The organism is Martelella alba, assembly GCF_006516955.1.
GTDB lineage: Bacteria > Pseudomonadota > Alphaproteobacteria > Rhizobiales > Rhizobiaceae > Martelella > Martelella alba.
The window spans coordinates 92,131-113,430 of record NZ_VHLG01000012.1 but is presented as its reverse complement, the minus strand read 5'-3'; the positions used below and the strand labels follow the sequence as shown (position 1 = coordinate 113,430).

Genomic DNA, 21,300 nt, shown 5'->3' with positions numbered 1-21,300 from the left:
CCCCGACGCATGAAAACTGAAACAACAACCATGACACAAGAACAAGGAACAGCCAGATGACCTTCGCCAAGACGATCCGCATGGCCGGCACCGCGCTTGCCATCGGCCTTTTGAGCCAGACTGCCCTTTCCGGCATTGCCCATGCCGATGAGCGTGCCGACCTGATGGCCGCCCACCGCGGCGGCACGATGACGCTCTCGGCCGTATCGGCCGCCGGTACCATCGACCCGCATGTCAACTACACCGCCGAATTCTGGCAGGTGTTCCAGATGCTCTATGACGGTCTGGTCAAGTTCAAGCAGGCCTCGCGCGCGGATGGCTTTGAAATCGTGCCGGATCTGGCCGAGGCCATTCCCGAGCCCCAGGATGGCGGCAAGACCTATGTCTTCACGCTGCGCAAGGGCATCAAATTTGCCAATGGCAAGGAGGTTACGCCGGAAGATGTCGTCGCCTCGTTCCAGCGCATCTTCAAGATCCACGGCCCGACCTCGGGCAGCTTCTACAACAATATCGTCGGTGCCGACAAATGCCTTGCCGATGCGGACAACTGCACACTGGAAGGTGGGATTGTCGCCGATGACGCGGCCAACACCATCACCTTCCATCTGGTGCAGCCGGATTCGGAGTTCTTCGACAAGCTTGCCGTTCCGCATGCCTCGATCCTGCCGGCTGATACGCCTGCAACCGATGCCGGCACCGCCTATATTCCCGGCACCGGCGCCTACATGATCGAGAGCTACGATCCGAACGACAAGATGGTGCTGAAGCGCAATCCGAACTTTGCCGAATGGAGCGCTGACGCCCAGCCCGACGGCTTCCCCGACGAGATCGACTATCGTTTCGGCATGACGGAAGAATCCGCGATCACGGCGATCGAGAACGGCCAGATCGACTGGATGTTCGATGCCCCGCCGGCTGACCGTCTGAACGAGCTTGGCACCCAATATGCCGATCAGGTCCACGTCAATCCGCTGGCTGCCTTCTGGTATGCGCCGATGAACACAAATCTGGCCCCCTTCGACAATGTCAAGGTTCGCCAGGCCGTGAACTACGCCATCGACCGTGACGCGCTGGTCAACATTTTCGGCGGCCCGGTTCTGGCCCAGCCAACCTGCCAGATCCTGCCGCCGGATTTCCCCGGCCATGTCGACAGCTGCATCTACACCAAGGATCCGGGCGAGAGCTGGTCTGCACCGGACATGGAAAAGGCCAAGCAGCTGGTTGAAGAATCCGGCACGGCCGGCGAGAAGGTCACCGTGATCGCCGAAGACACGGCAACGTCGCGCGCCATCGGCACCTATCTGCAGTCGGTGCTTTCCGATCTCGGCTATGATGCAACGATGAAGGCGATCTCGCCGAATATCCAGTTCACCTACATCCAGAACACGGACAACAACGTCCAGATCTCGGTGTCGCAGTGGTACATGGATTACCCGGCAGCCTCGAACTTCCTCAACGTGCTTCTGTCCTGCGCCTCGTTCACGCCGGGCAGCGATGCCTCGATCAACATCGCCGGCTATTGCAACAAGGATATCGACGCCAAGATGACGGACGCCATGCAGACGGCGATCACCGATCCGGAAAGCGCCAACACCATGTGGGCTGATATCGACAAGGCCTATATGGCCGAGGCACCGGTTGCACCGCTGTTTACCCCGAAAAATGTCGATTTCACCGCGAAGCGGGTTGGAAACTTCATGTTCTCCAACCAGTTCCGCTGGGTGATCGATCAGTCCTGGGTTCAGTAACCCGATCCGACACAGCAGGTGCCGGTTTTCCGGCGCCTGCACCTTTCCTTTCAAGATGACGGAAGACTGAATGTCCGAAGCCCTTGCCGCCCAGCCCGAAGGCGAGCCCGACGCCGCACCGCGCGCCGGTCAGAGCCCGTTTCGCCGCGCCTGGACCATTTTGCTGCGGGACAAGGCGGCGATTGCCTCCTTTATCGTGCTCGTGGCCATTGTTGCGGCCTGCCTCGCGGCGCCGCTTTATGCCCGCTATGTCGCCCAGACCGATCCGTTCCGCTCCAATCTCAACGGATCGATCACGCTTGACGGCAAGAAGGAAAAGGTCATGCAGGCCTCGACCACCGGGCTGGGTCTCGGCGTCACGCCAATCGGGCCGACATGGCAGGGCCAGTATATGCTGGGCGCGGATACGCAGGGGCGCGACGTTGCCGCGCGCCTTCTCTATGGCGGGCGCAATTCGTTGCTGATCTCGTCTGCCGCAACGCTGATCTGTCTGGTGCTCGCCGCCGCGATTGGCGTGACGGCGGGCTTTTTCGGCGGCTGGGTTGATATGGTTCTGTCGCGCATTCTCGATGTCTTATGGGCCTTTCCGGTCTATCTTCTCGCCATTTCGCTGTCGATCGTGCTGCTCTCGCAGGGCTTTGTCATCGGCCCCTTCGAGATTACCTCCGGCAGCCTGATCCTGCCGATCGGCATTATCGGCATCATCTATGTGCCCTATATCGCCCGTCCGGTGCGCGGCCGGGTGATGGCGATGCGCGAGAGCGAATTCGTGCTCGCCGCCCGCGGACTTGGCATTCCGCGCTGGCGTATCCTGATCAAGGATATCCTGCCCAATGTGACGACAACGCTGATCGTCTATATCCCGATCATGATGGCGCTGAATATCGTCACCGAAAGCGCGCTCTCCTTCCTGTCCATCGGCGTGCAGGCCCCCGATGCCAGCTGGGGAACAATCATTCAGGACGGCCAGTCGCTGCTTTATACGCGTCCGATGGTGTCACTGGCGCCGGGCATTTCGATCGTGCTGACAGTTCTCGCGCTCAATGTTCTGGGCGATGCCGTGCGTGATGCGCTTGATCCGCGCACCAAGCTGCGCTGAGGGAGAAAAGAGATGATCCTTGCCATTCTCCAGCGCCTTGCCCAGATGGTCTTTGTCCTGTTCGGCATTTCCGTTCTGGTGTTCCTGATCTTCTTCGCCACACCGGGTTCCGATCCGGCGGCGCGTATCGCCGGGCGCAATGCGGCCCAGGAAACCGTGCAGGCCATCCGCGCCGATTTCGGCTTCGACAAGCCGCTGCCGGTCCAGTACGTGATCATGATGAAGAAGCTCTTCGTCACCCAGGACCTGACCTCCTTCGTCAATCGCGGCCTCAAGGTCGTGCCGCAGGTGATGAATGCGGCGCCGATTACCCTGTCCCTTGTCTTTGGTGCCGCCGTCCTCTGGGTCATCGGCTCCATCATTGTCGGCGTGCTGGCCGCACTCACCCGTGACACGGTGATCGACAAGGGGCTGATGGTGCTGGCGCTGATCGGCGTGTCGATGCCGGTCTTCTGGTTCGGCGAGATCATGAACCTCGTCTCGCAGAGCCGGTTCCATGACACCTGGCTGTTCTCTTGGGTGCCGGGCCTCGGCTACAAGCCGTTTTTCGACGGGCCTTGGCTCTGGTTCAAGACACTGGTGATCCCGTGGTTCACGCTGGCCGCACTCTATATCGGCATTTACGGCCGGGTGCTGCGCGCCAATCTGGTCGAGGCCTATCAGGAGGATTATATCCGCACCGCCCGCGCCAAGGGACTTGCACCCTCACGCGTGATGCTGCGCCATGCGCTGCGCATGTCGATGATCCCCTTTGTCACCATGTTCGGGCTTGATTTCGGCGTGCTGGTCGGCGGAGCGGCGCTGCTTACCGAAGTGGTCTTCGGCTTGAACGGTGTTGGCCGCCTCACCTATCAGGCCATGCTCAATCTCGACCTGCCGATGATCCTTGCCACCGTGATGTATGCCTCTTTCTTCGTCGTCGTCACCAATGCCATTGTCGACATTCTCTATGTCGTGATTGATCCGCGCGTGAGGGGCCGCTGATGAGCGAGACAACACCACTTCTCGATGTTCAGGGCCTTTCCGTTTCCTTTGCCACCGACCGCGGTCGGGTGAAGGCGATCGATGATGTCTCCTTCAGCGTATCCAAGGGCGAGATCCTGTCGATTGTCGGCGAAAGCGGCTCGGGCAAATCCGTGACACTGATGTCGCTTCTGGGCCTCAACGACCGCAAGACCTCCTTTGTCGAAGGCGCGGTCTCGTTTCGCGGCAAGCATATCCTCGAAATGCCGGACCGGGAGCTGCGGCGCATTCGCGGCGCGGGGATCGGGCTGATCTCGCAGGATCCGATGACGGCGATGACGCCGGTCTATACCATCGGCTGGCAGATCGCCGAGGCGATCCGCGCCCATGAAAACGTCTCGAAGAAAGCCGCAAGACTGAGGGCCGTCGAACTGCTTGCCTCGGTTGGCCTGCCAAACCCTGACGAGGCCGTCGACCGCTATCCGCACCAGCTTTCCGGCGGCATGCGCCAGCGCGCCATGATCGCCATGGCGCTTGCCTGCCGCCCCGCCCTTCTGGTCGCCGACGAACCGACAACGGCTCTCGATGTCACCGTGCAGGCACAGGTGCTGGACCTGCTATTGCGGCTGCGCGATGAATTCGGCTCGGCCATCATCCTCATCACCCATGATATGGGGGTCGTGGCGGAAGTCGCGGACCGGGTGCATGTCATGTATGCCGGCCGCATGGTCGAAAAGGGTACGACGGAAGAGGTGTTCGAGCGGCCGATGCATCCCTACACGGTCGGGCTTCTATCGTCGATCCCGCCGCTGACGGGACCGAAGCTTGCCCGGCTTTCCTCTATTCCCGGCATGCCGCCAACCCCGGAAAACATTCCCGCCGGCTGCGGCTTTGCCCCGCGCTGTCCCCATGCGCGGAAGGAATGCACCGCCCGCCCGCCGATCCGCCGTGACAAGGACCACAGCGCGCTTTGCGTGCTTGACGACAAGGAAACAGACGCCATGCGCATTGCCTGGTCCAACCGGATGGCGGAGGCATAATCCATGGAAAAACCACTGCTTTCCGCTGTCGACCTGACCAAGCATTTCACCGTTGGCAAGACGATCCGCCCCGGCTCAGGCCGCATTGTTCACGCCGTTGAAGGCGTCAGCCTCGACGTGATGAAGGGCGAGACGCTCGGCCTTGTCGGCGAATCCGGCTCGGGCAAATCCACCTTCGGCCGCTGCCTCACCCGGCTTTACGAGCCGACGGCGGGCAGGCTTGAATTTGACGGCACCGACATCACCAGAACCGGCGAGCACTCGCTGTTACCCGTGCGGCGGCGCATGCAGATGATCTTCCAGGATCCCTCCGCCTCGCTCAATCCGAAACGCCGGGTGCGTGATATTGTCGGCGATGCCGTCCGGGTGCACGGACTGCGCCGCGGCAGGGCGGTCAATGAATGGCTGGACGAGCTGATGGATCTGGTCGGCCTGCGCCCGGAATATCTCGATCGCTATCCGCATGAATTTTCCGGCGGCCAGCGCCAGAGGATCGGCATTGCAAGAGCACTCGCCGTGGAGCCTGAACTGATCGTAGCCGATGAGCCGGTCTCGGCCCTCGATGTCTCAGTCCAGGCGCAGATCGTCAATCTTTTCACCGAGCTGCGCGAAAAACTCGGCCTGACCTATGTCTTCATCGCCCACGATCTCGCCGTCGTCCGCCAGGTCTCGACCCGGGTGGCGGTGATGTATCTCGGCACGCTGATGGAAACGGGTGAGACAGACGCGCTCTATGCCGCGCCGCTGCACCCCTATACCCAGGCACTGCTCTCGGCGATCCCGCAGCCGGAAAATCGCGGCAAGCGCAAGCGTATCCTGCTCACCGGCGAAATTCCGAGCCCGATGAACCCGCCAAAAGGCTGCGTCTTTTCCACCCGCTGTCCGCTGGCGACGGAGCGATGCCGCGCCGAGCGGCCGCAGCTGGCAAAACGCAACGATGGCCGGGCGGTTGCCTGTCACTTTCCGCTGGAGGCGGCCGGATCGTAAAATTCGTCATGGCTTCTTCCTTCGCGCCGCAAAATCTGCATTAATTCCCGGACAAGACACGGGGAACGGACGGCCCTAAGGGCCGCGATCAGGTGAAATATGACCTATGCGATGATGGCGGGCGGAACGCTGTGGCGTTTTGCCGACCTGAAGACATTGATGGCCAAGGCAACGCCGCTGCGCTCCGGTGACCGGCTGGCGGGCGTTGCCGCCGACAGTGCCGAAGAAAGCGTTGCCGCACGCATGGCGCTCGCCGAACTGCCGCTGTCCACCTTCCTCACAGAGGCGCTGATCCCTTACGAGGACGACGAGGTTACGCGGCTGATCATCGACAGCCATGATCAGCGCGCCTTTGCCGAAATTGCACACCTGACCGTCGGCGATTTTCGCGATTTCCTGCTGTCAGACACGACCGACAGCACTGTGCTCTCCCGCATCGCCCCGGGTATCACACCGGAAATGGCGGCCGCCGTTTCCAAACTGATGCGCAATCAGGATCTGATCCTGGCGGCGCAGAAATGCCGGGTGGTGACGAAATTTCGCAACACGATCGGCCTTCCCGGCCGCCTGGCCGTGCGGCTGCAACCGAACCATCCCTCCGACGACCGCATGGGCATTGCCGCCTCGATTGTTGACGGGCTGCTTTATGGTTGCGGCGATGCGGTGATCGGCATCAATCCGGCCTCCGACAATGTCGCGGTGCTGTCCGATCTCGTCGAGATGCTGGCCGAGATTATCGCCCGCTACGAGATCCCGACGCAATCTTGCGTGCTGACCCATGTGACGACCTCGATCGAGATGGCCAATCGCGGCCTGCCGGTCGATCTCGTCTTCCAGTCGATCGCCGGTACCGAGAAAGCCAATACCTCCTTCGGCATATCGCTTGACATGCTGCGCGAGGGCCATGAGGCAGGGCTTTCGCTGAAGCGCGGCACGGTCGGCGAGAATGTGATGTATTTCGAGACCGGTCAGGGCTCGGCCCTTTCGGCGGACGCGTTTTTCGGCTGCGACCAGCAGACGCTGGAAGCGCGCGCCTATGGCGTGGCGCGGGCCTTTTCGCCGCTTCTGGTCAATACCGTGGTCGGCTTTATCGGCCCGGAATATCTCTATGATGGAAAGCAGATCATCCGCGCCGGGCTTGAGGACCATTTCTGCGGCAAGCTGATGGGCGTGCCGATGGGCTGCGACATCTGCTACACCAATCATGCCGAAGCCGATCAGGACGATATGGATACGTTGCTGACATTGCTGGGCACCGCCGGCGTGAGTTTCATCATGGGCATTCCCGGCTCTGACGACGTGATGCTGAACTATCAGTCGACCTCCTTCCATGACCAGCTCTATCTGCGCCAGGTGCTCGGGCTGAAACGGGCGCCGGAATTCGAAGCCTGGCTGGAAAAGGTGAAGGTGACCGACACGGCCGGCCAGCTTCTGCCGCAGGATGCAGGCCAGAGCCTGCTGAGGATCGCCTCATGACCGGCAATTCCACCAAAGGGGACAAGACGAGCGGCCACATCCACGATCCATGGGAGGGGTTGAAGCGCTTCACCGATGCCCGCATCGCCATTGGCCGGTCCGGGGCCTCGCTGCCGACGGAAGAGGTGCTGTCCTTTGCCCTGTCGCATGCCCGCGCCCGCGATGCCGTGCATACGCCCTTTGATCCCGAACCGCTGGAACAGGGCCTTCAGGCCCTCGGCCTTGCGACCATCCGCGCAACGAGCCGGGTGCCCGACCGCGCCACCTATCTGGCCCGCCCCGATCTCGGACGGCGGCTTTCCGAAAGCTCGGCAGAGGCCATTGCGGCGCTTGGCGCAAAACCGTGCGACATTGCACTGGTGATTGCCGACGGGCTTTCAACCACCGCAGTTGCCGCCAACGCGCTGGGTTTCGTCAGCCATCTTCTGCCGATGCTCACCAGGATAAAGCTCTCGGTCGGGCCGGTGGCGATTGTCGAAAATGGCCGTGTGGCGGTCGCAGACGAAATCGGTGAAATCCTGAAAGCCCGCATGGTGATCATGGCAATCGGTGAGCGGCCGGGTCTGTCCTCGGTCGACAGTCTCGGCGCCTATCTGACCTTCGCGCCGAAGGTTGGTCGCTCAGATGCCGAGCGCAACTGCATCTCCAATATCCGCGCCGGCGGGCTGAAGCCGCCGCTTGCCGCCGAAAAGGCCTTCTGGCTCACCCGCGAGGGCCTGCGCCGCGGGCTGACCGGCGTCAATCTGAAGGAAGAGACCGGCACCATGCTGCCGGAGGACTGAGGCTCAGATCCGCACCAGCGCCTTTTCCAGTCGCTTAGCCCAGAGCGCAACGCCTGCAGGCTCTGCCACCAGATCCTGCCTGAGTTCGACCAGCGCCGCATCGATACCGCGATCATCGCCATGCACCGGCACGGCATAGTCGCTGTCCCGATCGATCGCATAGGGCACATTGGCGCCGAGCACGAGGCTTTCATCCGCACCAAGCGCTGCAAGCAGAGCCTCGCCGAAGCCCGACGCCGCGCCATAAAGCACGCCGGCATGCCAGGGCCGGGTAACACCGAGAAAGACCGGCGTGAAGGAATGGATGGTGACAATGCGGGTCTTCCGGCCCGCCTTTAGCCGGGTATCGAGACAATCGGCGATGGTTGCGTGAAACGGATCGAAGATCCGTTCGATCCGTTTGTCGACCTCGGTGGCGGAAAGATCGCGATTGCCGGGTATTCCGGTCGCCTCGGAGCGCTCCGGCATCATGCTTTGAGCGCCCTTGGGGCGATTGAGATCAAGCACCAGCCGTGAAACCGTGCCGAGAAAGGCCGGGGCATCGAGTGCCACCGCCAATGCGCGACAGACATCAGCCGCGCCGATATCCCAGGCAATATGGCGGCAAAGTTCGGTTTCCGGCAGGCCAAGCCCTTCAAATTCCGCCGGAATGAAGCGCGATGCATGCTCGCAGATCAGCACGAATTCCGATGCGCCACCGGCATTGATGATCTCGACCGGCACCGGCCAGTCCTGCAGCCTTTCACCCATCAATAGGCATCCCGATAAAGGGCGCAGACGGTATCGTCATCGAAATCCTCACAGGCAATCAACTCAGCCTGCTTCTCGCCGATCAGTGTTTCGATGAAAAGCGGATCGAAGAAGCCGCAGACGACCGGATCGGCAGCGAGGGCCGCCAGTGCATCGGGCAGATTTTCCGGCAGGCGATAAAGCCCCGCCTCTTCGCGTTCTGCATCCGAAAGCGCGGCCGGATCGCCGGAAAAGACCGGCGGGGGACCGAGCCGCTTCTTCAATCCCTCAAGTCCAGCCAGGACCAGCGCGGCAAGTGCCAGATAGGGATTGGCGGTGGCATCAGCCGCGCGATATTCCAGATTGAACTGTTTGGCCGGATTGCGGCCATTGGCAGACGATACCGGGCAGGCTCTGAGCGAGGCCTCACGATCCTTGTCGCCAAGCCAGGTATAAGACGCACTCCAGCTATGCGGCTTCAGCCGGAAAAAGGAGGCCGGGCTTGACGCCGTCAGCGCCACAAGGGCACGCATATGGGTTAAAATACCGGCGGCAAAATGCCCCTGCGCCTCTGACATGCAGGCCGGACCGAAGGGATCGAAACTTGCCGGATAGCCCGCGCGGTCGATCAGGCTGAAATGGATATGCACGCCGTTTCCGACAGCTGAAAGCGCCGTTTTGGGCGCGAAACTGGCGCGAAAACCGCTATTTTGAGCGATTTCGCGGGTGATTTCGCGGATCGCCACTGCCCGGTCTGCGGCCGCCAGCCCGTCACAGGGGGCATGGGTAATCTCGAACTGATCGAGCCCATATTCGGCAATCACCACCTCCGGTTCGACACCCGCCTCGTCAAGCGCTGCCATCAGCTGCGGGGCAAAGCCGCCCGCCCGCCTGAGACCGGCAAAGGAAAGCACATGGCCGAAGGGAAGATCCGCGCCCAGAAGCTGGAATTCATGCTCGAAGGCCACTTTCAGCCGGTAGCCGGTCTCAGCCTCCAGAAGCGCCAGTGCCTGTTTCAGGATGGTGCGGCAGCAGCAGACCCAGGGCGAGCCGTCAAGCTCCACCAGATCACCGCAGATCATATCGAAGGGGATCTCAGCGCCGCTGTTTTCCGTCCGGAACCGCGCCGTCATGTCCGGTATCAGCTTCAGATCGCCGGTGGAGCCGTAAGGATTTGGATCGGCAATCGTGCCGAAGGGTGTCAGCGACAGATTGGCCTGCAGCCAGCCGACGCCGTTTTTCTCCACCTTTTCCAGCGCCTTGGTGGCGACGAAACGTCCGCGCGTGATCGCGGTTAAATCGGTGGTGACAATTCCGGTCAGTGCCTCGTAATTCATGGCCTCACTCCCCCTTGCCAAGCGCATTCAGCCTTTCGACCACCGTTTTCGTATCGGCCTGCCAGCAATAGCCGGAAAAGGCGGCAAGACCCGCCGCCTGGCGTTCCGGCGTCGCGGTCATGCAGGCATCGGTGACGCAGGTGACATAATAGCCCCGGTCTGCCGCATCTCGGACCGCCATGTCGACGCACTGATCGGTCATGATGCCGAAAATGATCAGCTGACGGATGCCGAGATTTTTCAGGATGTAGTCGATATTGGTCGAATTGAAGACGCCCGACGAGGTCTTGGGCAGCATGATTTCATCGCCAGCAGGCATCAATTCCGGCAGCGGCAGCCCGTCCTCAAGGCTTGGCGGAATATGGATCGGCGTCAGCTTGTGATCGAGCGAGCGGTCGCGCCCGTCCTCCGTCAGGCTCTGGATGATGGTGTGCAGCACCTCAACACCCGCCGCGCGCGCGGCTTTGACCAGCGTTATGGCATTGGGCACGGTTTCGCTTGCCGCCATGCGATAGAAATAGTGGTCCGCCCCGCGTTCGGGATGATGCGGATCGGCCCCCGGCACCAGCCAGATGCGCTGCATATCAACCAGAAGCAGGGCTGTCGCGCCCTTTTCATAAGGCGCATCGCGCCGCATCAGCATGCCTGAATTCATTGCACTATTCCCCATTTTGCTGTTTTTCATCCGCCTGTCCGCCCGGGCCGATGCTGCGCGGCGGCCGGTTGCCGCCGCCAAGCGTCACCCGGTTATTGTCCCTGATGGCCTCCAGCCGCTCGATCCGCTCCCGCGCGGCCGGGTCGAGATCGGCAATGAGATAGGAGGCAAAAGCCTCTGCCTGAGCCATGACCGGCGCCATCGTGTCAAAGGGTGAAGCCGCCTGAACCTGGGTCATGATCATCACCTCGGCCACCTCCGTGACCGGCGAGCACCACGGATCGGTAAACAGCACGATCCGCGCCCCCTGGCTGGCTGCCTGTTCGGCAAAGGAAACGATATCGGCCTGATAACGGCGATAATCGAACACGATCAGCGTATCGGCCCGGCCAATATCGAGAAGAAGATCGAAGCGCGCCGGAGACAAAGGGCCAAGATCACGAACATCGGCGCGCATCTGGCCAAGATAGGCGGAAAGCATTGAGGCAATGAAACCGGAAAAGCGCCCCCCGACCAGGCTGACCTTGCGCTTTGGATCCATCACCAGCTTTGCCGCCCGCTCGAAACTCTGCGGCGGCGTCGCCGAAACGGATTTTTCCAGACTGTCGATTACCGAGGCAAAATAGGCGGCAAAGGCACCGGCCGTGCCGGCTTCCGCGGGCGGGCGCTTGGCCTCCATCATCAAAAGCGGCGAATGAAGCCGGGCTTCAACTTCTGCCAGAAGCGCATGCTGAAACGCCGGATAGCCGTCAAAACCAAGCTTGACCGCCAGCCGCCCGACCGTCGGATCGGAAACACCGGCGCGCCGCGCCAGCGCTGTCGCCGGACCAAGGCCTGCGGCCGGATAATCGGTCAACAGCACACGCACGATCTTCTCCTCCGAGGGCGTGAAGGCGTGGCCGCCGCTGAGAAGAATGTCCCTGATTGCCATGGTGGCGCTGATCCGTGCTGTGGTCGTTTCTGTAGAGAAAAATACAGAATGAAGAAATATCGTCAACCATGAAGAGATATTGACATCGATAGCCAAGCGGGCTTAGCCTCATGCCATAACAAAGGGAACATAGCGGGGTTACGGATCATGGATATCCGCAACTATACTGCCTTCGTCGCCGTCGCGGAAACCATGAATGTGACGCGCGCCGCCGAGACGCTGAACATCACCCAGCCAGCGCTCTCACGTCAGATCAAGGCGCTGGAAGCGTCGCTGGGTGTGGCACTGACGGCAAAATCGGGCCGCAATATCCGGCTGACGCCGGAGGGCGAGGCGCTTTATTCGCGCATCAACGAGGTGTTGGTTGCCGAGCGCAATCTCAGGATCTTTGCCGATGACATTGGTCGCGGCGAAACCGGGCTGATCCGCATCGGCGCCTGCTCACAGCTGATCGAACGCTACCTGCCATCCTTTCTCAAGGGCTGGCGGCAGGACAATCCCGGCATCGAGATCCGGCTGGAAGATGGCGGCGGGCCGGAGCTTGCCGGCAAGCTGAAGGACGGGCTTTTGCACATGACCGTGAGCGCCGAACCGTCACAGCCGATCGATATTTTCGAGGCCGTGCCACTGGGAACACTCGGCTTTCTTGCGGTCGGCAGCCCGGACTATCTCGGCACCAGCCATGCGCCGGTCGAGCTTTCGGACCTTCTGGCCATGCCGATCCTGACACTCAACCGCAAACATGCCTCACGCGAGGTGTTCGATGCTGCCTGCCGGGTTTCCGGCACCGTGGCCGAGATCGTGCTGGAAAGCTATTCGCCGCATACACTGTTTGCTATGGCCGAAGGCGGCAACGGCGTTGCCGTGGTGCCCTCCTCCGCCCGCCCGCCATCGGAACGGCTGACCAGCCGGCCGATCGCGCTCAAGGGTGCGGCGGTGAAATTCGGTATCTGTGCCATGTGGAATACGCGCCAGCCGCTGCCGGCCTATGGCCGCCGTTTCATCGATGCGCTGGGCGCACATATCCGCGCCGATCAGGCCATATCTGCAGAAAGCCTGCCCGGCGCCCGCTACGGAAGGCTTCAGGTGATCTGAAGCGTCCAGTCATCCATTCATGCCATTTGTGCATGGATTTTTCGCTGAATTATTCATTGGACGATGTTTTCGCCTTGGCGCTAGCCTGCCTAACGGCTGTGCAAAACACAAAACTGCACCCAAACAAGGCATTTCAAGCAGGAGCATAACGGGGACATGGCATTCTTGCGCAACCTCAATCAGGAGCGGATCGTTTTCGCCATCACCATCGCGATTTTCGCGCTGGCCTCGCTGATGCTGCCGGGTTTCTTCTCGGCGGAAAACCTGGTCGCCATTGTCCGCTCGATCTCGGTGCTCGGCATATTGGCGCTTGGCATGTCGATCATCATCATCGGCCGCGGCATTGACCTTTCCATGGTCGCCATCATGGCGATGACGGTGGCCTGGTATCTGCAGATGCTGAATGACGGCACGCCCGATGGCTTCGCCCTTTTGCTGGCGCTGTCCGGCGTGATTGCCATCGGCCTGATCAACGGCTTTCTCGTCGCCTATGCCGATGTTCCGGCGATCTTCGTCACGCTTGCCACCGCCTCTTTCGTCTTCGGCTTTGTCCGCTCGCAGCTGATCGACACGGATGCCGTACCGGTTCCCGATGGCCACTGGATCGAGTTTCTCGGCAGTCTGCGCTTTGCCGATGTGCCGATCGAGGTATTCATTTTCGCAGCCCTGGCTTTCGCCGCCTTCATCTTCCTGCGCTTTTCCAAATGGGGCCGCTACGTCTATTACGCCGGCGACAATCCGGAAGCGGCCCGCAATGCCGGCATGCCGGTGAGACCGATGATGGTGCTGCGCTATGTGCTCTCGGCCATTTCCGCCTTTACTGCCGGTATTCTGACGGCAGGCAGCCTGCAGTCGATCAATACCCGCGTGGTCAATTCGACGCTGCTTTACGACATTGTGCTGATTGCGGTGATCGGCGGCATCGGCCTTTCCGGCGGCAAGGGCGGCGTGCGCAACGTGCTCGTCGGCGCGGCGCTGATCGGCATCATGCTCAATGCGATGACCATCCTCGATATTCCGCTTCTTTATCAGAACCTGATCAAGTCGGCGATCCTGCTCGCCGCCATCATCATCGACGGGCTGTTGAACCCGCGTGACGAACAGACCGCCCAGCAGGGCGATATCTGACGCCTTGAATGCCCGCCCGGCAACGCATCCGGGCGGAAACCAGAACCGAACCAGGGGAACGACGACAATGAAACTGACGAAGACCATCCTTTCCGCGGCGGCATTCGCCGCCCTCTCCTTCACCGGCATTTCGGCAGCCCAGGCCGCTGGCGATCCGGGTCCGGGCATCTATTCCGAAGCTCTTGCCGGCAAGAAGGTCATGCTGGTGCCGATGGCCATGGGCTTTGACCTGGCCCAGGGCTGGGCCGCCATTCTGGAACGCGAAGTCAAGGCTTTCGGCGGCACATTCGAAACGCGTGACCCGAACTGGAGCGTCGAAGCCGGTGCCCAGGCGCTGACCGAAGCGATCTCCTCGGCCGAAAAGCCGGATGTGCTGGTCGTCATGTCGCCGGACCTCAACTCCTATTCGAAGCTGATGAAGAAGGCGCAAGCCGCAGGCATCTATGTGATCCTGATCGACAACCCGGCCAACTTCAAGGCGGATGCCTATATCGGCTCCGACTGGACCGAGCTTGGCCGCCTTGAAGCCTCGGCGGTCATCAAGGGCTGCGGCCCGGATTCGTCGAAGAAGATCGGCCTTGTTCAAGGTGATCAGGTCAACGCCACCAGCCTGTTCCAGTATGCCGGTATCATGGACGTCCTGAAGGACAATCCTGATTTCGAAGTCGTCGCCAAGCCCGACAGCAACTGGGACGCCACCACATCGCGCAATGTCACCACGACCATGCTGCAGCAGCATCCCGATCTCTGCGGCATCATCGATTTCTGGGATGGCGATGCCACCGGCGCGGCAGCGGCAATCCGCGATGCCGGTATGGAAGACCAGATCTACCTCGTCACCACTGGCGGCGGCGAGAAGACGGCAGACTGCGACACGCTGATGGATGGCACCTATGATGCGGTCGTCACCACCGAATTGAAGCAGGAAAGCTTCAACATGGTCACCATCATCAAATATCTCCTGCAGAGCGGTCAGCCGGCCGGCACGTCCTCGCCCTATATCTACACGCTTTTGAAGGCGACCACCAAGGACACGCTGCAGCCCGACAGCTGCTGGGACTTAAAGGCGCTTCAGGCCGAAATCGACGGCTGATTTCGCCCGTCCCACACGACGAGACGGGAGGCCTTCCCAAAGGCCTCCCCATGATCCCGAACGCCTTTTCATACGGTCATAATCGATGCTCTCTCGCGAACGCCTTCAGGCCTTGCGCTACAATCTCATTCCCGATCACCTGATCGGCGAGATCCTGACCAAGCGCTGGACCGACAACGCCATTCCCTTTGTGGCGCTCGTCGTCGTCGTCTCCATTTTCGGCACGGCGATCCCCGGCTTCTTCGAGCCATTCTCACTGCAGGAATCGACCCGGCAGCTCGGCGAATTCGCCATTGTCGTCATCGGCCTGACGGTGGTCATGCTCGGCGGCGGCATCGATCTTTCGGTCGGCTCGATCTTCGCGCTTGCGACCTTCTCGGCCGTCTCGACCTTCTTCATTCTCGAACAGCCGGTCTGGGTCTCACTGCTGGCCTCACTGGCAACGGGGGCCATCTTCGGCGCGATTAACGGCTATCTGATCGGATTTTTACGCCTGCGCGCCTTTTTGACGACGCTTGTGACCTTCATCATCGGCCGAGCGCTGTTCGACATATTGATCGTCCAGTTCGGCGCCGAGATCCAGATGTCCTTCATGTCGTCGGATGCCTGGGATTTCATCGGCGACAGCACGGTTCTCGGCCTTTCCGTGCCGGTTCTCTCCGCCATCATTCTGGCGATCATCACCCATATCGCACTGACCCGCTCGCGCCCCGGCTGGCATGTGCTGGCCGTTGGCGGGTCGCGCCGCTCGGCGCACAATGCCGGTATCCGCGTGCGCCGCACCGTGTTTCTCACCTATGTCTTTTCAGGGCTGTGTGCCGGTTTTTCCGGCTTTCTCATTGCCTGCCGGCTTTCAGGCGCAGGTCCCGGCACGGGCTCGGGGCTGGAAATTCTGGCACTGACGGCAGCCGTTGTCGGCGGCAATGCGCTTGGCGGCGGGCGTGGCTCGGTCACCAAGGGACTGATGGGCGCCATTATCGTTCTGGTGATGAATAACGGCCTGATCCGGCTTGGCTATGGCACCGGTACCAATCAGATGGTGCTTGGCATCATGCTGGCCGTTGCCGTCACCATCGATATCCGCTGGCTGAAAAACCGCCACAAGGTGCTGAACGAGGTCTATGTCGCTCCGGTCTATCTGAAGATGGGCGAGGCGCTTTCGGCAGAACCCGGCTCCGGCACCGCCTATGCGCTCAACAACCAGCTTTCCGAAGCAAATGCGATCGGCCTTGGCGAACTCGAAGGACCGGAAGACGTCATCCTCGACAATGACGACCATCTTTACTGCGGCACGCGGCATGGCGAGATCGTCCGCTTCTTTGCGCCCGATTACACCCGTTCCGAAGTTTTTGCCCATGTCGGCGGCTTCCCGCTCGGCCTTGCCTTTGACAAGGACCAGAACCTGATTTCCTGCGTTGGCGCCATGGGACTGTACAAGATCTCGCCCGATCGCGAGGTCACCCGGCTTTCAGCGGAAACCAAGCGCTCGATGACGTCGATCGTGGATGATGCGCGCCTGCGCGACCCGAACGACCTCGATATCGCCCCGGACGGAAAGATCTATTTCACCGACAGTACCAAGCGCTATGACGCCCATGAATGGACGCTGGATTCGATTGAAAACCGCGGCACCGGGCGCCTGCTCGTCTACGATCCGAAGGACGGTTCAACCAAGACCCTGCTGGACGGCTACCGCTACACCAATGGCGTCTGCATGGCCCATGACGGCAAGTCGCTGTTCTTCTCCGAAAGCTGGGCCTGCCGCATTCACCGCTACTGGATCGAAGGCCCGAAGGCAGGCACCGCCGAATGCGTCATCAAGGACATGCCGGGCTATACCGACAATATCAACCGCGCCTCCGACGGCACCTACTGGATGGCCTGGCTTGGCATGCGCACGCCGAGCTTCGACCTGTCGCTGCGCCATCCCGCCATGCGCAAGCGCATGACAAGGCGGCTGCCGCAGGATGACTGGCTGTTCCCCAACATCAATACCGGCGGTATCGTCAAATTCGACGATGACGCCAAGATCATCCATGCCTTCGGTGACCTTTCCGGCCAGTCCCATCCGATGGTGACCTCGATGCGCGAGCACAAGGGCGAGCTGTTCATCGGCGGCATTTTGAACAACCGTATCGGCCGCTACCGGATCGACGGGGCGGACCAAAACTGGACAGGCTTTGATTCCTACTGGGGAGGCCGGGCATGATCTTCGATCCGATCCTCGATTTCTTCCGCGGCAAGGCGGTCACCATTCCCCCGCTCGATGGCGCCTTCCGCCCCAATTCCGGGCTTGATGCTGCGAAGATCGCAGCCACGCTGTCAGAGCCGGACAATCTGGTAGTCCTTGATGGCGTGCTGCATTGCTCCTCCGGCAACGCGCTCTACCGCCTTGCCCAAGGTGAAGCGCCGCAAGTGGTGCAAAGCTTTGAAGCACCGATCACCGCGCTCGCCGTCTCGCCCACCGGCAAGCTTGCCGTGGCGCTGGAAACGGCGGTGCTGCTTGTCGGTGACGAGCCAATCCACCTGCTTCCCGAGATCCGGGCGATCACAGCGCTTGCCTTTGCCGCCGACGGCGCGCTCTGGCTTGCCAATGGATCGTCTGAACATGCCGCCTCCGACTGGGCAACCGACCTGATGAAGAAACGGGCCACCGGCTCGCTCTGGGTGCGCCGTAAGGAAGGCGAGGCCTTTCATAAAAAAGCTTCAAGCCTCGCCTTCCCCTACGGCCTCCTGCCGCGCGCCGGCGGCAGTGTCGTCTTTTCCGAAAGCTGGCGTCACCGGCTGATGGAAATCGATGCCGATGGCAATGTTTCAGCGCTGATCGAGCAGATCCCCGGCTATCCGGCACGGCTGATGCCGAGCGAAGACGGCGGGGCAGTGATGGCGGTCTTCGCCCCGCGCAACCGGCTGATCGAGCTTGTGCTGCAGGAAAGCCATTACCGCTTCGACATGATCGCCACCGTGCCGCGCGCCTACTGGATCGCCCCGGCACTCTCCTCCGGCAAGAGCTTTCTCGAACCGCTGCAATGCGGCGGCATCCGTTCCATGGGCGTACACAAGCCCTGGTCACCGAGCCGCTCCTACGGGCTTGTGGTGCGGCTCGACCGTGAGATGAACCCGGTTTCAAGCGTCCACAGCCGCGCCGATGGCAAGCGCCATGGCATCTGCAGCGCCATTGCCTTTGGCGGCGAAATCCACGCAGCGTCCAAGGGCGGCGATATCATCGTCAGCCTTGCCGACAAGACAAGCGAGGTGCATTGACATGGACCAACCGATCATCCGCATGGACAAAATCACCAAGGCCTATCGCGGTGTGCCAGCGGTGAAAGAGGTCGACTTCGAGCTGAAGAAAGGCGAGATCCACGCACTTCTCGGTGAGAATGGCGCGGGCAAATCGACGCTGACCAAGATGATGGCCGGCGTTGTCGAACCGACCGCGGGCAAAATGTTCTTTCACGGCAAGGAAACCGTATTCGCATCGCCGAGTGCCGCCCTTGATTCCGGCATCGCCATGGTGTTTCAGGAAACCAGCCTCGTGCCCTCCATGACGGTGGCGCAGAACCTTTATCTCGGCTCCGAGAAGTTCCTGAACCGGCTGCGCGGCACCTATATTTCCGCCCAGCAGTTCCTGCAGTCGCTCAATTTCGCCGTTGATCCGACAGCGCTGGTGGCAACACTGGGTGCCGCCAAGAAGCAGATGGTCGAGATCGCCCGCGCCGTGCATCACAATGCCGAGGTGATCATTTTCGACGAGCCGACAGCGACGCTGACGCCGGAGGAGAAGCGCCACTTCTTCGCACTGATCCGGCGGCTGAAGGCGCGCGGCGTCTCGGTTGTCTTCATCTCGCATGCCCTGGAAGAGGCGCTGATGATCTCCGACCGGCTGACCATTCTGCGCGATGGCGAGCTGGTTGCTTCCGGCGAGACGAAGGATTTCACCCGCGACAGCATCATTGCCGCCATGGTCGGCCGCCAGCTTTCCGGCGCGCTTTATCGCGACCGCTCGGAAACCGGCGTGCGCAAGGCAGGCAAGAAGGTGCTCTCGGTCCAGGATATTTCCATGGGCGCGATGGTGCGCAACAATTCCTTTTCAGTGTTTTCCGGCCAGATCACCGGCGTGTTCGGGCTGATCGGCTCCGGCCGCACCGAAACCTTCAAGGTCGTGGCCGGCATCGAGAAGCGTGACTTCCTGCGCGGCGGATCAATCGTGCTCAACGACAAACCAGTGCGTTACTACGTACCGAGCGAGGCGGTGAAGGAGGGCATTGTCTATGTCACCGAGGACCGCAAATCGGAAGGTTTCTTCGAGACCATGTCGATCGCCGAGAACATCTATGGCGGGCTGATCGCCGCCGGGCACGACAAGGCCTGGTATGTCAGCAGTGCCGAAATGCAGGCGGTTTCGGCCGACTGGTCGAAGAAGCTCAATATCCGCGCCATCAATGACAATGCCCGCGTGGTCGAATTGTCCGGCGGCAATCAGCAAAAGGTGGTGATCGGCAAGGGGCTGGTGCAGGAGCCGAAGCTCGTCATCTTCGATGAACCGACGCGCGGCGTCGATGTCGGCGCGATCGCGGAAATCCACCAGATCATCAACAAGCTCGCCGATGACGGCCTCGCCGTGGTGGTGATCTCGTCTTACCTGCCGGAGATCATGAATCTCTCCGACCGCATTCTGGTCTGCCGCCAGGGCCGTATTGTCGAAGAGTTCTCGCCCGCCGAGGCAACAGAAGAAAAAATCATGTATGCCGCCGTCCATTGATGGCCGGCATGGGGAAACGCGAAAAGGAAACCAAAATGGCGACCGTAAAACTGATGAGTGATGAAGAGGCGGAGGCAAATCCTGCGGTCAAGGCGGTGTTTGACGATATCCGCGCCACCCGCAAGACCGACTTCATCAATAATTTCTGGCGCGCACTGGCCTTTGATGCCGCTTTGCTGAAGCGCACATGGGAAGGGCTGAAAGCGGTCATGACCGTGCCCGGCGCCATTGATCCCAAGACGCGGGAAATGATCTACACCGCCGTGTCGATTGCCAATGCCTGCACCTATTGCGTCCATTCCCACACCGCTCAGGCCAAGGCGAAAGGCATGAGCGACGCGGAATATGCCGAGCTTTTGTCGATCGTTGCCCTTGCCGGCCAGACCAACCATCTGGTGACCGGCATGCAGGTGCCCGTCGATCCCGAATTTGTCGCCTGAGGACTGAAGATCATGGACATGGCACTTGTCGCCACGCGACCCGGCGGGTCCGGGGTCATGGAATGGACTGCGCTTGAAACCGGCATGCCGGGTGACGGCGAGGTTCTGGTCCGCCACACCGCCATCGGTGTCAATTTCATCGATGTCTATTTCCGTTCCGGCCTTTACCCCTGGGCGGAAGACACAATGATCCCCGGTGCGGAAGCCGCTGGCGTGGTGGAAGAGATCGGCCCCGGTGTCAGCGATCTCAAACCCGGTGACCGGGTGGCCTATGTGATGCGCACCGGCGCCTACCGGCAAAGGCGGATCATGCCGGCCGAGCGGCTGGTGAAACTGCCCGACGGGATTTCGGAAAAGCTGGCGGCAAGCGTGATGCTGAAGGGGCTGACGGCGCAGTATCTCGTCACCGCCTCCCATGTCGTCAAACCCGGCGAGACTGTGCTGGTTCATGCTGCGGCCGGCGGTGTCGGCCTCATTCTCGGGCAATGGCTGAAGGCGCTTGGCGCCCGCGCCATCGGCACGGCGGGCTCGGAGGAGAAGGTGGCGCTGGCGCTGTCCCACGGCTATAGCGATGTGATCAATTACCGCACGGAAGATTTTGCCGCTAAGGTGATGGAACTGACCGATGGTAAGGGCTGTGAAGCCGTTTATGACAGTGTCGGCAAGGATACCTGGCGCGGCTCACTGGCGGTGCTCAAACGCTTCGGCATGTTCGTCAATTTCGGCCAGTCCTCCGGCATGATCGAGGGCTTCAAGCTTTCCGACCTCGCCCGGGGGTCGCTGTCGGCCAACCGGCCGATGCTGTTCGACTATGTTGCCACCCGCGCCGATCTCGAAATGCGTGCCGACGATCTTTTCGGCAAGCTGAAAAGCGGTGCGGTGAAAGCCGATGTGATCACCGAAATGCCGCTGCAAGAGGCAGGCGCCGCCCATGACGCGCTGGAAACCCGCAAGACGCGCGGCTCGCTGGTGCTGACCGTCTAGCCCCCAAAAAGCCCGCGCCTGACCGGACTGGCGAGGCGCGGGCGGCAT

General features: G+C 61.2%; 19 protein-coding genes. 15 read left to right on the top strand and 4 right to left on the bottom strand.

The window, feature by feature from the left end:
• The first annotated feature begins 56 nt into the window (after positions 1-56).
• From FJU08_RS16990 to eutC, 7 genes are all read left to right on the top strand, one after another.
• On the top strand, positions 57-1,748 hold the full coding sequence (locus FJU08_RS16990) for an ABC transporter substrate-binding protein (protein ID WP_235890768.1): 1,692 nt from the start codon (positions 57-59) through the stop codon (positions 1,746-1,748).
• A gap of 70 nt (positions 1,749-1,818) precedes the next feature.
• A complete protein-coding gene (locus tag FJU08_RS16985) occupies positions 1,819-2,847 on the top strand; it encodes an ABC transporter permease (RefSeq protein WP_141150224.1) in 1,029 nt (342 codons plus the stop codon).
• Positions 2,848-2,859: 12 nt separating this feature from the next.
• On the top strand, positions 2,860-3,831 hold the full coding sequence (locus tag FJU08_RS16980; protein ID WP_141150223.1) for an ABC transporter permease: 972 nt from the start codon (positions 2,860-2,862) through the stop codon (positions 3,829-3,831).
• Positions 3,831-4,850: an ABC transporter ATP-binding protein gene (locus tag FJU08_RS16975; protein WP_141150222.1), complete on the top strand. Its 1,020-nt coding sequence runs from the start codon at positions 3,831-3,833 to the stop codon at positions 4,848-4,850. The genes FJU08_RS16980 and FJU08_RS16975 overlap by 1 nt, the downstream gene beginning before the upstream one ends.
• A gap of 3 nt (positions 4,851-4,853) precedes the next feature.
• The gene (locus FJU08_RS16970; RefSeq protein ID WP_141150221.1) at positions 4,854-5,837 is read left to right on the top strand and encodes an ABC transporter ATP-binding protein; all 984 of its coding nucleotides are present in this window, start codon (positions 4,854-4,856) and stop codon (positions 5,835-5,837) included.
• Positions 5,838-5,936: 99 nt separating this feature from the next.
• The gene (locus tag FJU08_RS16965) at positions 5,937-7,313 is read left to right on the top strand and encodes an ethanolamine ammonia-lyase subunit EutB (protein ID WP_141150220.1); all 1,377 of its coding nucleotides are present in this window, start codon (positions 5,937-5,939) and stop codon (positions 7,311-7,313) included.
• Positions 7,310-8,095 carry an ethanolamine ammonia-lyase subunit EutC gene (eutC, locus tag FJU08_RS16960; protein WP_141150219.1) on the top strand — a complete coding sequence of 262 codons (786 nt, stop codon included), beginning with the start codon at positions 7,310-7,312 and terminating at the stop codon, positions 8,093-8,095. Before FJU08_RS16965 ends, eutC begins: the two co-directional genes overlap by 4 nt.
• 3 nt (positions 8,096-8,098) lie before the next feature.
• Here eutC and FJU08_RS16955 read toward each other — a convergent pair whose 3' ends face one another.
• The 4 genes from FJU08_RS16955 to FJU08_RS16940 are packed head-to-tail and all read right to left on the bottom strand — an operon-like array spanning position 8,099 to position 11,747.
• Entirely contained in the window at positions 8,099-8,845 is a 747-nt protein-coding gene (locus FJU08_RS16955; RefSeq protein WP_141150218.1) for an N-formylglutamate amidohydrolase, read from the bottom strand.
• Positions 8,845-10,161 carry a type I glutamate--ammonia ligase gene (locus tag FJU08_RS16950; RefSeq protein WP_141150217.1) on the bottom strand — a complete coding sequence of 439 codons (1,317 nt, stop codon included), beginning with the start codon at positions 10,159-10,161 and terminating at the stop codon, positions 8,845-8,847. Before FJU08_RS16950 ends, FJU08_RS16955 begins: the two co-directional genes overlap by 1 nt.
• 4 nt (positions 10,162-10,165) lie before the next feature.
• Positions 10,166-10,816, bottom strand: coding sequence for a cysteine hydrolase family protein (locus FJU08_RS16945; RefSeq protein ID WP_235890766.1), 651 nt, complete (start codon positions 10,814-10,816; stop codon positions 10,166-10,168).
• A gap of 4 nt (positions 10,817-10,820) precedes the next feature.
• A complete protein-coding gene (locus tag FJU08_RS16940) occupies positions 10,821-11,747 on the bottom strand; it encodes a MurR/RpiR family transcriptional regulator (protein WP_141150216.1) in 927 nt (308 codons plus the stop codon).
• Positions 11,748-11,894: 147 nt separating this feature from the next.
• On the opposite strand from FJU08_RS16940, the gene FJU08_RS16935 reads away from it, so the two are divergent.
• The 8 genes from FJU08_RS16935 to FJU08_RS16900 all read left to right on the top strand — a co-directional run bounded on the left by FJU08_RS16935 (position 11,895) and on the right by FJU08_RS16900 (position 21,252).
• Positions 11,895-12,842: a LysR family transcriptional regulator gene (locus tag FJU08_RS16935; RefSeq protein WP_141150215.1), complete on the top strand. Its 948-nt coding sequence runs from the start codon at positions 11,895-11,897 to the stop codon at positions 12,840-12,842.
• Between the two features lie 156 nt (positions 12,843-12,998).
• Positions 12,999-13,970: an ABC transporter permease gene (locus FJU08_RS16930; protein WP_141150214.1), complete on the top strand. Its 972-nt coding sequence runs from the start codon at positions 12,999-13,001 to the stop codon at positions 13,968-13,970.
• Between the two features lie 67 nt (positions 13,971-14,037).
• Positions 14,038-15,063, top strand: a complete 1,026-nt coding sequence (locus FJU08_RS16925) for a sugar ABC transporter substrate-binding protein (RefSeq protein ID WP_141150213.1) — start codon at positions 14,038-14,040, stop codon at positions 15,061-15,063.
• An 85-nt stretch (positions 15,064-15,148) separates the two neighbouring features.
• A complete protein-coding gene (locus FJU08_RS16920) occupies positions 15,149-17,272 on the top strand; it encodes an ABC transporter permease (protein ID WP_141150212.1) in 2,124 nt (707 codons plus the stop codon).
• Positions 17,269-18,327 carry an SMP-30/gluconolactonase/LRE family protein gene (locus FJU08_RS16915; RefSeq protein WP_141150211.1) on the top strand — a complete coding sequence of 353 codons (1,059 nt, stop codon included), beginning with the start codon at positions 17,269-17,271 and terminating at the stop codon, positions 18,325-18,327. The genes FJU08_RS16920 and FJU08_RS16915 overlap by 4 nt, the downstream gene beginning before the upstream one ends.
• A gap of 1 nt (position 18,328) precedes the next feature.
• Complete coding sequence (locus FJU08_RS16910; protein ID WP_141150210.1) at positions 18,329-19,828, top strand: sugar ABC transporter ATP-binding protein; 1,500 nt, start codon at positions 18,329-18,331, stop codon at positions 19,826-19,828.
• Positions 19,829-19,863: 35 nt separating this feature from the next.
• The gene (locus tag FJU08_RS16905; protein ID WP_141150209.1) at positions 19,864-20,268 is read left to right on the top strand and encodes a carboxymuconolactone decarboxylase family protein; all 405 of its coding nucleotides are present in this window, start codon (positions 19,864-19,866) and stop codon (positions 20,266-20,268) included.
• A gap of 12 nt (positions 20,269-20,280) precedes the next feature.
• The gene (locus FJU08_RS16900; protein ID WP_141150208.1) at positions 20,281-21,252 is read left to right on the top strand and encodes a quinone oxidoreductase family protein; all 972 of its coding nucleotides are present in this window, start codon (positions 20,281-20,283) and stop codon (positions 21,250-21,252) included.
• Positions 21,253-21,300: the final 48 nt, after the last annotated feature.

Coding starts and splice junctions, on each gene's coding strand:
- FJU08_RS16990 (WP_235890768.1), top strand. CDS start 57: ATGACCTTCGCCAAGACGATCCGCATGGCCGGCACCGCGCTTGCCATC.
- FJU08_RS16985 (WP_141150224.1), top strand. CDS start 1,819: ATGTCCGAAGCCCTTGCCGCCCAGCCCGAAGGCGAGCCCGACGCCGCA.
- FJU08_RS16980 (WP_141150223.1), top strand. CDS start 2,860: ATGATCCTTGCCATTCTCCAGCGCCTTGCCCAGATGGTCTTTGTCCTG.
- FJU08_RS16975 (WP_141150222.1), top strand. CDS start 3,831: ATGAGCGAGACAACACCACTTCTCGATGTTCAGGGCCTTTCCGTTTCC.
- FJU08_RS16970 (WP_141150221.1), top strand. CDS start 4,854: ATGGAAAAACCACTGCTTTCCGCTGTCGACCTGACCAAGCATTTCACC.
- FJU08_RS16965 (WP_141150220.1), top strand. CDS start 5,937: ATGACCTATGCGATGATGGCGGGCGGAACGCTGTGGCGTTTTGCCGAC.
- eutC (WP_141150219.1), top strand. CDS start 7,310: ATGACCGGCAATTCCACCAAAGGGGACAAGACGAGCGGCCACATCCAC.
- FJU08_RS16955 (WP_141150218.1), bottom strand. CDS start 8,845: ATGGGTGAAAGGCTGCAGGACTGGCCGGTGCCGGTCGAGATCATCAAT.
- FJU08_RS16950 (WP_141150217.1), bottom strand. CDS start 10,161: ATGAATTACGAGGCACTGACCGGAATTGTCACCACCGATTTAACCGCG.
- FJU08_RS16945 (WP_235890766.1), bottom strand. CDS start 10,816: ATGAATTCAGGCATGCTGATGCGGCGCGATGCGCCTTATGAAAAGGGC.
- FJU08_RS16940 (WP_141150216.1), bottom strand. CDS start 11,747: ATGGCAATCAGGGACATTCTTCTCAGCGGCGGCCACGCCTTCACGCCC.
- FJU08_RS16935 (WP_141150215.1), top strand. CDS start 11,895: ATGGATATCCGCAACTATACTGCCTTCGTCGCCGTCGCGGAAACCATG.
- FJU08_RS16930 (WP_141150214.1), top strand. CDS start 12,999: ATGGCATTCTTGCGCAACCTCAATCAGGAGCGGATCGTTTTCGCCATC.
- FJU08_RS16925 (WP_141150213.1), top strand. CDS start 14,038: ATGAAACTGACGAAGACCATCCTTTCCGCGGCGGCATTCGCCGCCCTC.
- FJU08_RS16920 (WP_141150212.1), top strand. CDS start 15,149: ATGCTCTCTCGCGAACGCCTTCAGGCCTTGCGCTACAATCTCATTCCC.
- FJU08_RS16915 (WP_141150211.1), top strand. CDS start 17,269: ATGATCTTCGATCCGATCCTCGATTTCTTCCGCGGCAAGGCGGTCACC.
- FJU08_RS16910 (WP_141150210.1), top strand. CDS start 18,329: ATGGACCAACCGATCATCCGCATGGACAAAATCACCAAGGCCTATCGC.
- FJU08_RS16905 (WP_141150209.1), top strand. CDS start 19,864: ATGGCGACCGTAAAACTGATGAGTGATGAAGAGGCGGAGGCAAATCCT.
- FJU08_RS16900 (WP_141150208.1), top strand. CDS start 20,281: ATGGACATGGCACTTGTCGCCACGCGACCCGGCGGGTCCGGGGTCATG.